The following is a 14,760-nucleotide window of genomic DNA, read 5'->3' as shown; positions in this document are numbered from 1 at the left end:
GAGCCGCACTAACAGGTCGGACACATGGCCGCACCAACCAGCATTGCAACGCGACTGTTCAAGCTTGCCAACGGAGGGCCGTCCACACATGGGTCCCTCAGGCCGCGCTATGGGCCTCCTTAGCTCGCTCAAGCAGCCGGCCAACTGCCATCGCTGACGCCCGTCACCGCAGGTAAATAAAAGGCCTAATAAGCGACCTTTGCCGATCGATGCTTTACGCTCCTTACGGACCATAACCGGCACCTCGATCACTTTTTTGCGGCTATCGCCGCTACCTTCGATCCAGTCTGCTTCGGCTTGACGTAGCGGTCGAGCCAGTCGGTCATCTGCCACAACGTCTCCTCGGTCGATTCCAGCGCGCGATAGCCGTGCGGTTCGTTGGGCAGGACGACGTAGCGTACTGTCCCGCCGTTGCCCTTCAGCGCCGCGTACATGCGCTCGGACTGGATCGGGAAGGTGCCGCTATTGTCGTCCGCGCCGCCATGGATCAGCAGGATCGGCGCCTTGATCCGGTCGGCGTAGGTGAACGGGCTCATTTCCGTATAGGTCGGCGTCGCCTGCCAATACGTCCGCTGCTCGGCCTGGAAGCCGAACGGCGTCAGCGTGCGGTTGTACGCGCCCGATCGTGCAATGCCGGCGCGGAACAGATCGGTATGCGCGAGCAGATTGGCGGCCATGAACGCGCCGTAGCTGTGCCCGCCGACCGCCATGCGACTGCGGTCGCCGACGCCGAGTTTGACCACCGCGGCGACTGCGGCCTGCGCATCCTGCTGCAGTTGTTTGACGTAGGTGTCGTTGGCCTCCACGCCGCCCTCGCCGATGATCGGCATCGAGGGATTGTCGAGGATCGCGTAGCCCTGCGTGAGCAGGAACAGGTGGCTGATACCGCGCGGGCGGACGAACCGGTTGCCCTGATCGACCGTCTGGCCGGCGACCTTCGCGTCGGTGAACTCCGCCGGGTACGCCCACAGCAACGTCGGCAGCGGCCCGTCGCGTTTCGCGTCATAACCGGCTGGTAGATACAGCGAGCCCGACAGTTGCAGTCCGTCGGCGCGCGGATAGGTGATCGTGCGTTGCGTGACGCCGACAAAGACCGGGGCGGGATCGGCAAAGGCGGTGACGGCCTTGGCGCCGCCGCCCTTCACGCCGCGGATCATGTAATTGGGCGCGAGCTTCACGCTCTCGCGCCGCGTAAGGATGCGCTGCCCGCGCTCATCGAGCAAGGCGACGACCGTTTCGTAATAGGGCGCCTTTGCAGTCCACAACCGCGTCTGCTCGCCCCCGGCCAGCGGCATCGTCGCGAGGAAGGGGAACGCGCCCGCCTTGGTCGCGCCATCGCCGGTAACGTACACGCCGTCATGCGCGGGCGTGAAGCGCATCACCGGTTTGCCGGCGCCATTGTCTTCGACCATCGGTTCGCCGGGATCGCCATATTGATCCTGATAGTTGCGTGTGGATATCATCCGCGTCTGGCCCGGTCGCGATGGCGCGACGGCCAGGCGATGCTCGGTGCGCGTGCGCCACTCGCGGTCAACGACCATCGCGAAACCGTCGTCGCCCCATAGTGTCTCGGAATAACGGGCTAGGGTCTGCGCCAGTTCGATCGGCACGGCATCGAACGGCGCGGGCTGCATCATCACCTTGTCGTGGAACGCGATCTTGGCGCGCGGATTGCCGCCGTCCAGCGCTTCCGCCCAGACCAGCGTCGCCGGCGCATCCGACCGCCACATCGCCTCGCGCGGTCCCTTGACGGTGGCGTCGAAATCGACCGGCAGATCGTCGGCGAGCGGGCGATCGACCAGCGTCTTCACCAGTTGGCCGCCGATCGTCGATACGGCGATCTCGGTCGGGAAGAAACTGGCGGGCAGCAGGTAGGAATACGGCCGCTTGAGCCGCTCGGTCAGCAGGTAGCGACCATCCGGGGAGACGCTGAACTCGGTGATCAGGCCCGGCGTTCCGATCGGCTGCGCAGCGCCCGCGAGATCGATCCGGACTAGCTGCCCGGTGAAGTAATGATCGAACAGCGCCTCATCATGCGCATCGCCGAGCAGATCCTCATAGGTCCGCGCCGCCGAGGTGCGGCCGGCGCTTTCCTGGATTACCGGGCCGGTCGGGGTACTGCTCGCGACCGGCGCCGCACCGCGACCGGTGGGTACGGTGTAGACGACTAGCGCCTTGCTATCTGGCATCCAGACGAAGGGCGTGCCGAAGGTGCCGTTCAGCGCCCGGGCGACCGTGCGGGCGCTGCCGTCGCGCTCGGCAATCCAGAGCGACAGGCCGTCGGCGTCTTGCGCGTAGAAGGCGAGGCGGGTGCCGTCAGGCGACCAATCGGGCGCGGCGAAACGCAGACCGGCGGGCAGCTTGACCGCCACGGTCCGCCCCGACCCGACGTCCTTGAAGCTGAGCGTGTTCAGCCATTGCACGCGGACCTCGGCCTGACCGTTGGTGGCGGGATCGATGCGGTAGCCGCCCAGCCGCAGGATCGGCTTCGACAGATTGGCGATCGACGGCAGGTTCTCACGCCCCAGGATCGCAAGCGTCCGGTGATCGGGGCTGACGGTGACGAAGGGGGTGGGCGGCGTCTCCAGCGCCTTGGCGATCGCATCGGGCGCGCGATGATATGCGCTGCTGCCGGGCGTCTGAGCGGAGGCGGTGGTGGTGGTGAGGAGCAGGGCAATCAGGCAGGCACCGGCGCGCATTCGGATTCCTTTGTTTTTATCGTCAGGTCTACTGGTGCGAGGTTTCATTAGGTGCTGACAATAAGTCGAGAGGCCAGAGCTTACGTGAGTTTACTCGTAGGGCAAGTTGTCGAATAGACCTTTGAGATCTCTTCAGCCCCAACATGAACGCGCGTCGAAAGTCGAGAAAGCAGCCCGTGATCCCAGCGTCGCCATTTTGGCCACCGCGGATGCGGCCGCTGTCCTCTCTTGGTTTAGGAGCCAGTGATCGAACCCATGCGCTCCAGGCGCTGCACGGAGGAATAGCGATGGATGAGTTTGCACGCATGATGAGCATGGAGGGGGTGCGTCCACTCGATTACCTAAAGGAAAAATCCCGCCGTCCCGTCAAACAGCCGCCTCCAGTCCCCAGCCAGGCCTTGGTAACACCGCCGGAATCAGGGTCAGGTGGCTACGCATGGGTTACAGGACCTCGTGCGCGCACTGCGCTTGAGACGGCGCTGGAGCGCCTTGCCAACGAGATCCGCAATGGACGGCGGGGCTGGGCAACCGGCATCCTTCAGGATGGCAGGACGGTCACATTGCCTGCTTCGTCAGGAGCGGCAGCACTGCTTGGCACCGCAGATCGCCAATCGCTGCGCCTGATGATTGTTGGCGGCGATGGCTGGACCTTCGTCATGCATCCGATGATGGGGGTTGCCACGCTGGATGACGATCCTGCTCAATCCCAATAAGCGGGCGTCCGGAGATGGCATGTGGGTGAAGCGACTCGAACGACCGCAGCTAGGTCCGTCAGCCGCCAGTCGCCTGTGCAATTAAGGCAGCACGGCTGGTCTGGCGGGGCGTCCGTATCAACGGGGCGGCTGGCTGGCGCAATCAGCTAATCTATCGCATTGCTCAATCGATATGACAGCTTACTCCTCACCGGGCGTCGCGACACTGCTCGCGTTGGCAACAGCGGCGCTGGCGGCATCGCCCGCGGTCCATACGCCCGCTCCCGGAAGCCCGGAACGCACCGCGATCGTCAAGACGCTCCACGCGGGCGACGATAGCGCGCAATCACGTTTCACCTTTCGCGCGTTTCGCGTTCTTTCGGCGGGCCCGGGGGCGATTGCCTATGTTCGCGCCGAAGGGCCGGTCGGTACCTTCCAGGCCATTCTGAAGCGCGACGGTCAGGCTGGATGGCGCAAAATATGGGGCGAGGGCGATGGCGGCAGTAACAGCTGCGAAGTCGGCGCGCGGCATTATGCCTGGGCCCTGCAACTTCTCCGTACCTACACGGCTACTCCCGACGCGATCTTTCCGGGCATCGTCGCGCGGACCGCGGACTTGCGACGGATGGCGAAGACGGAGCCCGACACGCAATGCGTCGGTGATCTGGACGACGGCCCCAACTGACCGGGGGACGTCGGTGCGAACCCCTTGGCGTTATGGATCCGACGCCGCGCTAGCTGCGGCTTCCACGACGGCCGAAGCCTGTTCCGCCATCTGCCTGCAGAGCGTGCGTTCGGACGACTTCTGCGCGCGGGCGTTGTCGGCCAGTGACATGGTCTGTCCTTCGCGAACCTCTTCAGGGCGGGCCGGGTTGCTCGAATCCATCTGGCCGATCACCTGCGGCCCGACGATGTCGCCGCGTCGACCGACCGCCTGCTGGGCTAGCGCCGCCGGAGTCACGGTCATGCCTGCGATCGTAGCGACAACCGACTTGCGCATATTGGCGACGTCGACGGCAGTGGCGAACCCCTTGCCCATGCAGTATTCCATTAGGCCAAGGTGATTGTAGGCCGAGCCGAACGCGGTCTGCAGCTGTTGGTCGGTCGGCAGGTACTGCGCCTGCGAAGGGCCAAGCGCCAACGTGCTGGCGAGAATGGCGGCCGTCATGCGCCCGGCGAGCGCGGTACGAAATTGCTGCATTCAAGTCTCCTATGCCGGTGCGAGAACGCTTTCGATGTCAGGCCGCGGGAGTAGCGGCGGCGTGCTGTCCATGTAGGTCAACCAGTGCAGCCAGATTGTGTATGTTCGCATGCGCGTAAGCCGGATCTGGCAATTCAATGCCATACTCCCTCGAATGCTGCCACCGATCCAGTTTTCATAAACTGCGCCGCATTCAGATGTTCGATAGGCCACCCATGAACGCTCGGCCTGAACTAGCTTCTGTTCCGATGCGAGTTCACGCTCTTCTCGAAGGCGCTTTATCGCCGCTTTATAATAGCGGTTCAGCTCGGCATCGGCCTTATCAAAACGACCCGCGAGGCAGGCGTCGATTTCTTGTGTCGACGATCCAGGGCATTGGCTGGCACTGGGCGCCGCTGCGGCGGCTAACGCCAAAGCAAAGATCGCTAACATCATACGCCTCCAGTCTCGAACATCTGAGCGCCGATCCGCTGCCCGAAGGGGTCGGGCTTTGCAACGCGCATCCGTAGGATACGGCTACGGTCGAGTAGCGCGTGGAAGACGCAGCGACGACCACCGGATGACCGCCCAATCCGGCGCGTCGCACGGCCGCTGCGCCCTGGGGAAATAGGCGCCCAGCCAAAGGCCCTTTTCGGAAAGCGCCCAGGCCGGAAAATCCCAGACTTCGGGATCGGAATAATCGCATGCGTCGTCGTCGCCCTTGCTCGGCGGCACCATCTCTTCGGGATGAAAGCGCTTCAGCAACGCGACGACGCCCGGCGCGAAGCGGTTGCTGCGATATTTGTACCACGCGTCGCTGTCTTCCGCCGGAACCGGTTCCGATCCGAAAGGTAGAACCGCGTCCAGTACCAGTTCCCCGCCGGTAGCCATGTCATAGCTATGGCCCTCGGTGCCGAAGTCCGGATGTGCGGTACCCGCGCAGCTCCAGCTACTCGTCCAGAGATAGCTCATATGGTTCACTCCGAGCCAGGGCTTGTCTGCCTCCGCAACATCGGTGCCGGGCTGTCCGTCCGATCCGGTGCACGCGAACCACGCAGAAACATTCTGCCATTGGTTGCGGGCAAGCGCGTGGTTGACCTCCACCACCGCAGCCTTGGAATAGCCCCCTTCGATCCGGAACAGCCGGATGCCGGAAAGCGGTTCCCGATACCACCGGATCGTCTTGCCGTTGATCGTTTCGGCCTGCTGCGGGGTGAGATGAAGACCCGCGAGATGCCAACGTTCATAAACGCTGAGTTTGGACGGCAGGTCGGCCGGAAGCGCGGCCGGACCGGCGGCTGGATGCAGGCTTACGGCCAGACGTCTAGCCTTAGCAGTCGTCAGCGTGCCGACAAGGTTCGGTCCAATTCGCTTCAGGAGCAGGTGATCGTCGGTCGTCCGCGACTCTAAAGTTAGCGTTGTTCCCGTAGCCGTGCCGAAAAGATCGATGTCGAGCCGCGACGTCTGGTAGAAATAGTGACCATCGACCTCGCCCTTGTCCTCCGTCATCGCGACGACGATGCGCGCGGTACCGGCCACGCCTTCGAACACCGTTTCCGGCGCAGCCGAAGCGCTTGTCGGCAGCATCAGAGCGCAGCACGCGGCGGCTAGAACATGAAGTCGATGCATGGAAAGACCGAACCGTGGGATGGGTATGAAGTCCCGCGTTAAGGCATCTCCACGCCGACGGCGACCGCAAACAGACATGACGGATGGCGGCAATCAGGGCCGGCCCGCGCCGACCAATGGTCTGCTCGGAGGCAAGCGACATCGTATGCAGTGGCGTTTCAGTGTGACTGCAGCCACAGGGTTCACCAACTGCACCTGTTGCGCGAAAACGCTCGGGTCATACGCGTTCGGCGTAACAGGGGAGAAGCACGATGCTGTCGTTCCGCGTGGTGATGTTCACCGCCGTCGTTGCCGCGGCTGCGTGGACGCCGGTGCGTGCTCACGCAGAATCCCGTGCTCAAGCGAGCGCGGCCCTTCTCCCGCTGAGCGATCAGGACGAATGGTCTACGCAAGAGACCGGGTGCACATCGACGTTCGCTGTCGGCGGGCACGACTATCTGCAACTGGTCGGCACCGAACTTCTCCTCCGCGATCAACAGGGGCTGCATTCCTGCCGCTTGACGACGGTCGCCACCGAGGATCTGGAGACTGGGCGGGGAACCGTCTCCTGTTCAGGCTATCGGCTGCGCATCCGATCGTCCGGCAAAGCTATCTCGAACCCCGCATCGGACAGCAGCAGCAGACGCGCCGTGCTGACGATCGATCGGGCCGGCGTCGCAACGAGCATGCGCGGTATCTGGGGCGTGGCATGCTGAACGCGACCGACCGATCCTGCGTCCTGAAGACCGTCAACGCCGATCCCTGCTGGAACCGATACGCTCTTGGCACACACCATTGCGAGATGGGCTCGATGATCAGGATAGCGCTGTTCTTGTTGCTTTGCGCGAGCGTGCTCTGGTCGATGCCGGCGAAGGCCAGCAGCGATATCGGCTGCAGCGCCAGCCGGAAGCTCAGCTTCGCGGTGTACAGCGGGTGTGACGACACCGCGATGATCGGCCCCCGCAACGACAGCCGGACCAATCTGATCCTGCTGATGGCGGATCTGCCCGGCACAGCGCGCACACGGGGGCCCGCCAAGCCTTCGATCTTCCTGGACGCGGCGTCGCTCGCGCCGCCTTCCGAACAGCAGGACAGCCTTTTTTCCGATGGCGAAGGGTCGCGCTGCCGAAGCAACGCGGCCGGCACCGCCGATTTCGAAGCCGCGCTGCGTACCAATACCAAGGTGCCCGAACCGGAACGCGTTGCACTGATCGCTGCCCGGCGCGGCTTTCAGCCCGACTGCGCGCAGGGCGGCACACTCGGCGCGATGGCCGGGATCAAATCCGAGGGCGGCAAATCTTTCGCCGCCTATCTCGAAGGCGCGGCGGCGTTCTACGGCGCCGATTTCGGCGCCGCGACCGCCCGGTTCACAGCGTTGGAGACTGCACGCGATCCGTGGCTGCGCGAGACAGCCCGCTACATGCTCGGCCGCGTCGCGGTGAACCGGGCGCAAGTCGATTATTACGACGAATATGGATCGCCCAAGGAGACGATGAAAATCTCCCCGGCATTGCTCAACGACGCCGAAACAGCCCTGCGCAGCTATGTTAAGGCCTATCCGAAAGGCGCGTATTTCTTCTCTGCGCGCGGTCTGCTCCGGCGTGTCTATTGGCTCGGTCAGGATCGTGCGAAGCTCGAGGCGGAATATGCCGCGTTGCTGGCATTGCCGGATTCGCAACGCGGCATCGACGCCGTCTCGCTGGCGCAGGAAATCGACGCCAAGCTCCTGTCGTCCGCCACCGCGGACACGCTGCATGATCCGACGCTGCTTGCCGTGTTCGACCTCATGCACATGCGCAGCAAGAGCTATGACGGCGAGCCCTGTTGCGTGGCCATTTCGCGCGCAACACTGGAAGCGCAGCGCGCGAAATTCACCGGCAAGCCGGCGTTGTTCGCCTATCTGCTGGCCGTGCACGCCCATTTCGTCGCGCCGCAGCCAGGCAAAGTCGTACGACTCATCCCGGACGCGTCGAAACAGGCCGACTTCAGCTACCTCGAGTTCAGCCGCCAGATGCTGCGCGGCATCGCGCTGGATGCCAGCGGCGATCGCAACCCTCGGGGCTTCTGGATCAATCTGCTGGCGGGCGCCAAGCGCCCTGCGCAACGGCCGCTCGCCGAGCTGGCGCTGGCGATGCACGAGGAGCGCGACCACGCCCTTGCGCGCGTGTTCGCCCCGGACTCGCCGATACGAACGCCGGAGATTCGCGAGACCCTGCTTGTCTACGTCGCCGATGCGAAGCTGCTCCGCCAGCAGGCGCAGGTCGCGAGCGCGCCCGATCACGAGCGCGACGTCGCGCTTTTCACCTTGCTCTACAAGGAAGCGACGCGCGGTTCCCATCGCGACTTCGTCCGCGACGTGCTCCTCATTCATGCCGGTGCGCCCAGCGACGCGACCTACTATGACAGCTTTACGTCCGAGCACCTCGCCACGGCGCTCTTCATCAAGGGTACGAAGCTGGGCGACTATGGCTGTCCACCTCCGCTGGAGACCCAACGCCGCCTCGCCGAGAGCGCGGACGATGCCAAGGCCCTGATCTGTGTCGGCGAGTTCGTCCGCGCGAACGGCTTCGACGGCTCTTTCCTGGATAGCCAGCCTTCAGCCGACGAACTCGGCGGCAGCCCGTCACTCTACGCCGGCGCACCCTATTCGCGGCTGGTCACCTATCAGGCGGTGATGGCGTCGCCCAAGGCGTCCCCCGACGACAAGGCCTATGCGCTGTTCCGTGCCGTCAATTGCTACGCTCCGGGGGGATCGAACGCGTGCGGCGGCAAGGGGGTGGACCCGGTAACGCGCAAGGCCTGGTTCCAGCGCCTGAAGCATGATTATCCCAAGTCGCGCTGGGCGCAGGAGCTGCATTATTATTGGTAAGCGCGCGGGGTGGCGGCGGTTGTTGCCGCTGCTGCTGGTGCTACCGCTGTTGCTGTCGGCGGCCCCGCCGCAGACGCCGCCCGACGCACCCGTCGATGCGAACCGCTACGATGCCTTTTGGCTCTGGGCGGGCGTGCGGCCCCAGCCCGCGCTCGATCGCGCCAATCGGATCTACCTGTTGCAGGGCGCCGTCGTAGGCGGCGAGGAGGCGCGGCTGGTGGCACAACGGGCGGCCACCCCCCACGTCGCGCACGCACAATTATGGATGGTTCTACGGGTAGAGACGCTAGCCTGGACGCCGCAGATCCACGCGCAGCTGCTTGCCGCCCTCGAACGCTGGCATCGGGCGGGCAACCGGGTGGCCGGTGTCCAGATCGATTTCGACGCACGGACGCACCACCTCGCCAGCTACGCCGCTTTCCTGAAGACGCTGCGGGAAGCTCTTCCGGCGCGGTACAAGCTCGGGATCACCGGCCTGCTGGACTGGAGCGCCAATGGCGACCCGGACGGTCTCGATCGGCTCGCGGGCGTAGTGGATGAAGTGGTCCTGCAGATCTATCAGGGTCGGCACGTCATACCGGGGTATGGCGTCTACCTTGCCAAACTCGGCCGCCTAAAAATCCCTTTCCGCATAGGCCTCCTGCAGGGCGGCGAATGGAGCCCACCTCCGGGACTGAGCCAGAATCTTAGATTTCAGGGCTACGTCGTCTTTCTTATCAATCGCTGAGGGAACGAGCACGGGCGGTGCCGCCTTAGTTTCGCTGAGAAGCGCTGTGCCGATAGACCGGGCACCGAAGCAACAAGTGCAAAGCCCTGCGGCTCGCTTCCCGAAGCGGAGCGGGGTAACGGTGCACGCGTCTGGCCCCTGGAAGGAGAGCGTTTTGACTCGGTTGGCGTTGATCGCGCTCGCACTCGTGACACTTTCGGTTGCGCATCCGGCACGGGTCGCGGCGGGGGCGGCAGAGGTTTCCGGCAACGGCCCGAGCTTCTCCTGCTCGTCCGCGACGACTGCGATTGAGAAGACTATCTGTGCTGATCCGAAGCTCCGCGCCCTGGATCGCCAGATGGCGCAGTTGTTCGCGCTGGCGCAGCAGGGCGCGTTCATTACCGGTACGTCCAACCAGTTGCCGGCGCAGCGAACTGCGCTGCAGGAAATGCGTGCATGCGCGGCGGCGGGGGCAGCGCAACCGCTCGCTGTTTGCCTGAGAGACCACTACGTCGTTCGTAACCAGGAGCTGGCGATCGCCGTGCTGATTAAGGCGCCGACCACCGCGCTTCCTGTGCTACGAGCCGGGGACCCCGCTTTCGCGCCAATTCTGGAGGCCGTCCAATTATGGTCGGAAGCACCGATGGATGCGAACTGGTCGGCACCGGAACGCGCGCAGGGCCGCGACCGGATCGCTGCGCTGCTGCAGCCTTATCTCACGTCGTTGCAGACTAACGCCGATCAGTCGTTCGGCAGTTCCATCCTGAGCGATCCGGGCACCGACGGGGTCGCCGTGCGGAAGATCGATGATCTATTCCATTCCGAACGACATTTCGCCGCCTTCCTCAACGTGCTCGGTCCGTATTTGAACGAGCCCAAGCTTTCCCGCATGCCGCGCAACCTGCCTTGCGCCGCGATCGTCCGCCACCCCAAGCTGCTCGACGCGACAGGCCCGGTATTCGGATCGACGATGGATAATTTCGTTCTTAGCAACGATTGCAGCGCAAGCCTGCCACCACTGCCTTCGCTGGATGCGCTCGTAACAAAGCTCAATGCCCGTTGGCCGGAATGCCAGGGGACGATCCGTTATGCCGCCTATCGCACGTTCAGCCGCGCCGTTGACCAAGCGCGCCTGGGATTTGCGCCCGTCGCGAAGACTTGGTCGCTGCCTGCTCGAAAGGGTGTCACCAAGGCAGATACGGCGACCGTCCAGGCGGATCTCACTGCGTATTATGTCGCCAATATCCACCAAACCCCGTCAGCGGCGGCCACGATGGCGCGGAATGCGCTGCTGGGAGTTCTGCAGAACGCCCATGCCTGTGACTGAGCGCGCACGCGCAGGGGGTGACGCCGGGAGGGATCCGCCCCGACGCGTGCCTTCGAAGCACGAACTTTTTCGATCGGAGGCGTCGTGCTACGCGGCGCTCCGGAGTGTCGGCCGAAGGATGAATCGTGTTCAAGGGAGTTGGATCGGCGGTGGCGGCCATGGGATTGCTAGTCACCCCCGGGGCGTATGCCGCGACACGTTCGCCCATCGGTCTGCGGTGTACCGCGGTCACGACCTGGGCATGCGGGGAAGCAAAGACCTGCGAGCGTCGCAGCGGCGAGGCCGAGGAAAGCTACAGCTTCGACCTGATGGCGATGACGTATCAGGCTCCGCACGATCGAGGAGCGATCACCGAATTCGAAATCGACGACGGTGGCTTCATGATATTCGTGTTCAGTGGTGGCCGACGTTATGTACACAAGAACGCCAACGCCGGCGATCCGATGACATCGTTCCTGTACATGTCGTCGCACGATATGCGCGAGCTGCGGTGCAACGCCCGCTACGCCCAGGACGCATCAGCGGTTGAATCCGGCACTAGCCGCGGGCTCACCGGTCATTACTACCTGACAGGTGTGATGGAGACGGGATCGGAGCTGGTGCTACGTTCCGATGGAAGCTTCGCCTGGTTCATGAGCTATGGCGCCGCGGATCAGGCGGCGGAGGGCAAATGGCGGATCGATGGCGAAGCGGTCCTGCTAGAGACCGGGCCCAGCGCTGGCGCAGAACCGGCCTTCCGGCAATTGCGGCTGCAAATCGATTATGGTGCGCTGCTCCTGAACGGCGCGGGTAAGGGCCGGTACGAGCGGCATCCGTAAACGCTGGAGTTGATCCTGCGTACTGGCGGGGTAATACGCCGAGCATGGATCATCGCAACCACCGCACGACCACGTTGCCGACACGCTCTGCTCTTGGGCGTATTCCCGTGCGGGCGATGATCGTCGCCGTGGTCGCCAGCGCGTTGGCGGCATCGCCCTCCGTGGCCCAAGCCGAGGATGAGGCGGTGGCGACGCCGGCATCGCTGACGCAGGTGCTGTCCTGCCAGTCGCGCGACGCGCTCGGAACCTTCGCCGAGCTGCTTTTCTTGCAGAATCGCCCGCCAGCGTGGATGCGCCCGAGTAAACTGCCCACGGCGCTCGACGGTATGATCGGGTTGTATGGCTTCGCGGTCGAGGGAAAGGTCTCTGTGTTCGGGGAGCCGGTCGACCACGTCTATTTTTTGAGCGACTGGGTCGTGGCGCTACTGCCCCGCGCAAGCGCCGAGCGGGTGATTGCTGCCCAGAAGATGACGCGCGCGCCGATCGCGATGACGGAACAATATTACCGCTTCGTCGATCCCGAGACCGGACCGATGATCGGCGGGTTCGCGCCGACTGGTGATGCGATGGCGAAAGTGTTTGTCGACGCCTTCGGCGGCGGTCCGGGGGCGAAGACCGCGAAGGAGCCGCCGTCGCCGGAGACGAAGATGCTGCTGGTCGGGTGCAACTACGCCGTGGCGTCTCAGGAGGATTTCCTGGCTGCGGCACGTGGCGCCGAGGATACGATGCGCAAGGCGGGCGCGGATATTCGACGGATGGTCGAAGAGGGTGAGGCTCGCCCGCCACGATGATTACTTCGCGGAAGGCGCGCAGCCGGGAGTGGCGTGACTGTGAGGCGCCTTGGCAGGCTGCCTTCGGATCACGCAGATCACCACGAGCGCCAACACCCGCAATTCCGGGATGCTCGATGCCCGGGGTTCATGGCATCCGCATCATTCCTACCGTCTCGTTAAAACTGGAGTTGTTACATAAACCAGGACGCGCCAATACGACGCGACGAGCGGGAAAGAGACTGTAACGATGACGTTGCGCTTTGCGGCCTCGGCGATGATCCTCAGCGCGTTGGTGTCGCCTGTAGCTGAAGGCTCGCCTGCAACAGCGCGAGCCATATCGACGATCGACTTATCAAAACCGTTCGCGACACGATCACCCTGGCGGTTCACCGCTACCCAGGGTGAGGATGTCGAGGGTTTATCGGGCGAAGAAGCACCAGGACCCGTCTCGCTGTGTATCAGCAACGATAACGGTCAATCTTGCCGCCCCGACGCCGACGACATACTCGTGCCCGAGGACGGGAAAGATGCGTTTTCCGAACCTCATGTTCTGGGCAACGTCGCATTGGTGCATCCCAGTGACGCAACGACCCTGCTGCTCGTCGAGATCGGCAGTCTCTCGGCCGTGAACGGCGATCGACGGGTCGCAACGCAACTGTTCGGATATGATCGCGGGCGGGATGTGTTTACCCGGGTTTACGCACACGTTACCCGCAAGAACAACAATCAGGAAATACGGTACATCGCCAAAGGCGTGCTTAGAGGTTCCGTCATTTCGGCCGAACCAACCAGCGACGCACCGTTCGGTTTCTGGATCATCGTCAACCGGTCCGTCGCGTCAGGCGTCTACAAGCAAGTGCTGCGCTACCGCAGCGCGACGACGTACGGCGATGGAAACCGTCTGGCGGTGATCGACTCCGAGATGCCGGGTATCCAACGGCGACTCGGCTTGTGGAGGGTGGGACAGCCCTTGCCGCTGCCGCAGTCCGGCTGCGCCAATCCCCATATGTTGCATGGCGCATTGTGGTGTTGATGCCGCTGCAGTTGGCATCGCTTTTCGCCCGGTCGGATAGATGGTTGACCGCATTGCCCGATCCGAAATGATAGGAGGAGACAAAGTGGGTAGGTTATCCCGTAGCGTAGTTGGCGCGATCGCCTTGATCGGACCCATGGGGCTTGCGACAGCGGCCGCCGAACACCCGCTACCCGGAAACGAAAGGAAGCGCTCTATTCGGGCCCCGACCGCGCACTCGACGTCGATGGACGCCCTTGCCGAAGCGATCCTCGCGTTTAGCCCGGAGGCGCGCTCGACCGGCTCTCCGACCATAGCGATGCTTCGGGCAAAGGCCTCTCAAGTCCGGTGGACGAATCCTCGTTCCCATACGGATAAGGACGGTCGGCAGGTCGGAACCCTGGGAGGCGGTACGATGACAATTCCCCGGACCGCGACCGTGCCGGGGATGACGTTCGAATGGTCCGCGCCGGAGGGGCAGCCGCTGAACTTCAACCCCGTCAAAGCCTTCAGGAACGCCGGGTTCAAGGTGCAGGCCTTGTACTGCGCGTCGATGGTTTCGGACGGGACGAACTACTTCGTCGTGTCGGCACCTGGGAAGCGGCCAGGCTTTCTGTCGATCTATGCGTTCGACGCGCCGACGGCGACTTCGGTAGCAAGCTGGTCGATCAGCTACAGGCTGGACGGGTACATCCCGTCGCTCGCCGAGGTGCAGAATGGTGGTGACCTGCTCGCGACCGGCGATTGTTCAACGGAAACCTTCGGGCATGTCGAACAGATCAGTCATGCTGGCGCAGTCGCTTTGATGAAGCGCATGACATCCGGCTCAGGCATCGAGGCGCCGCGCTAATTGCGAAGCGTCATGCGCCAGATAGCGTGCACGTTTACACCATGGGGCTGCTCGATACCCGAGGTGACGTATCGGCTCACATTAACGGGCGTCCGAAGTTGGGAAAGGCAGAATGGTCCGTGAACGTCTGTTTGTGATGACGTGGACGGCTCTCCAACCCTCAAGCAGTATGTCCTGCGGAGAGTCGAAGGAGAGTCACGATGGGAAACGTCACAACGATCGGTCT

The 14,760-nt window shown here is 63.7% G+C and carries 14 protein-coding genes; 10 read left to right on the top strand and 4 right to left on the bottom strand.

The window, feature by feature from the left end; genetic code table 11:
- Positions 1–248: 248 nt before the first annotated feature.
- Positions 249–2,699 (bottom strand): prolyl oligopeptidase family serine peptidase, encoded by a 2,451-nt coding sequence (locus C8J25_RS20000; RefSeq protein WP_107956099.1) that lies wholly within the window; start codon positions 2,697–2,699, stop codon positions 249–251.
- A 287-nt stretch (positions 2,700–2,986) separates the two neighbouring features.
- Here C8J25_RS20000 and C8J25_RS20545 point away from each other — a divergent pair, with 287 nt between their 5' ends.
- Positions 2,987–3,412, top strand: a complete 426-nt coding sequence (locus tag C8J25_RS20545) for a hypothetical protein (protein WP_146173442.1) — start codon at positions 2,987–2,989, stop codon at positions 3,410–3,412.
- Between the two features lie 172 nt (positions 3,413–3,584).
- Positions 3,585–4,076, top strand: a complete 492-nt coding sequence (locus C8J25_RS19995) for a hypothetical protein (RefSeq protein WP_107956098.1) — start codon at positions 3,585–3,587, stop codon at positions 4,074–4,076.
- A gap of 30 nt (positions 4,077–4,106) precedes the next feature.
- On the opposite strand, the gene C8J25_RS19990 is transcribed toward C8J25_RS19995, so the two are convergent.
- The 3 genes from C8J25_RS19990 to C8J25_RS19980 all read right to left on the bottom strand — a co-directional run bounded on the left by C8J25_RS19990 (position 4,107) and on the right by C8J25_RS19980 (position 6,158).
- On the bottom strand, positions 4,107–4,592 hold the full coding sequence (locus C8J25_RS19990; RefSeq protein ID WP_107956097.1) for a hypothetical protein: 486 nt from the start codon (positions 4,590–4,592) through the stop codon (positions 4,107–4,109).
- A gap of 9 nt (positions 4,593–4,601) precedes the next feature.
- Positions 4,602–5,024: a lysozyme inhibitor LprI family protein gene (locus C8J25_RS19985; protein WP_208622657.1), complete on the bottom strand. Its 423-nt coding sequence runs from the start codon at positions 5,022–5,024 to the stop codon at positions 4,602–4,604.
- An 84-nt stretch (positions 5,025–5,108) separates the two neighbouring features.
- Complete coding sequence (locus tag C8J25_RS19980; RefSeq protein ID WP_107956095.1) at positions 5,109–6,158, bottom strand: hypothetical protein; 1,050 nt, start codon at positions 6,156–6,158, stop codon at positions 5,109–5,111.
- Between the two features lie 293 nt (positions 6,159–6,451).
- Between C8J25_RS19980 and C8J25_RS19975 the strand changes: the two genes are divergently transcribed.
- From C8J25_RS19975 to C8J25_RS19940, 8 genes are all read left to right on the top strand, one after another.
- Entirely contained in the window at positions 6,452–6,895 is a 444-nt protein-coding gene (locus tag C8J25_RS19975) for a hypothetical protein (protein ID WP_107956094.1), read from the top strand.
- A 95-nt stretch (positions 6,896–6,990) separates the two neighbouring features.
- Positions 6,991–9,048 (top strand): PA5441 family protein, encoded by a 2,058-nt coding sequence (locus C8J25_RS19970; RefSeq protein ID WP_146173441.1) that lies wholly within the window; start codon positions 6,991–6,993, stop codon positions 9,046–9,048.
- A 19-nt stretch (positions 9,049–9,067) separates the two neighbouring features.
- Positions 9,068–9,775, top strand: a complete 708-nt coding sequence (locus tag C8J25_RS19965; protein ID WP_208622656.1) for a DUF3142 domain-containing protein — start codon at positions 9,068–9,070, stop codon at positions 9,773–9,775.
- Positions 9,776–9,929: 154 nt separating this feature from the next.
- Entirely contained in the window at positions 9,930–11,081 is a 1,152-nt protein-coding gene (locus tag C8J25_RS19960; protein WP_146173440.1) for a lysozyme inhibitor LprI family protein, read from the top strand.
- A gap of 308 nt (positions 11,082–11,389) precedes the next feature.
- The gene (locus C8J25_RS19955) at positions 11,390–11,899 is read left to right on the top strand and encodes a hypothetical protein (RefSeq protein ID WP_146173439.1); all 510 of its coding nucleotides are present in this window, start codon (positions 11,390–11,392) and stop codon (positions 11,897–11,899) included.
- A gap of 44 nt (positions 11,900–11,943) precedes the next feature.
- On the top strand, positions 11,944–12,690 hold the full coding sequence (locus C8J25_RS19950; RefSeq protein ID WP_208622655.1) for a hypothetical protein: 747 nt from the start codon (positions 11,944–11,946) through the stop codon (positions 12,688–12,690).
- Positions 12,691–12,919: 229 nt separating this feature from the next.
- Positions 12,920–13,705 carry a hypothetical protein gene (locus C8J25_RS19945; protein ID WP_208622654.1) on the top strand — a complete coding sequence of 262 codons (786 nt, stop codon included), beginning with the start codon at positions 12,920–12,922 and terminating at the stop codon, positions 13,703–13,705.
- Positions 13,706–14,099: 394 nt separating this feature from the next.
- On the top strand, positions 14,100–14,534 hold the full coding sequence (locus tag C8J25_RS19940) for a hypothetical protein (RefSeq protein ID WP_146173438.1): 435 nt from the start codon (positions 14,100–14,102) through the stop codon (positions 14,532–14,534).
- The last annotated feature ends 226 nt before the right edge of the window (positions 14,535–14,760 follow it).

This window comes from Sphingomonas faeni, from assembly GCF_003053745.1.
GTDB lineage: Bacteria > Pseudomonadota > Alphaproteobacteria > Sphingomonadales > Sphingomonadaceae > Sphingomonas > Sphingomonas faeni.
Note: the sequence above shows the minus strand (reverse complement) of the source record. Positions and strands in the feature narration are given on the sequence as shown.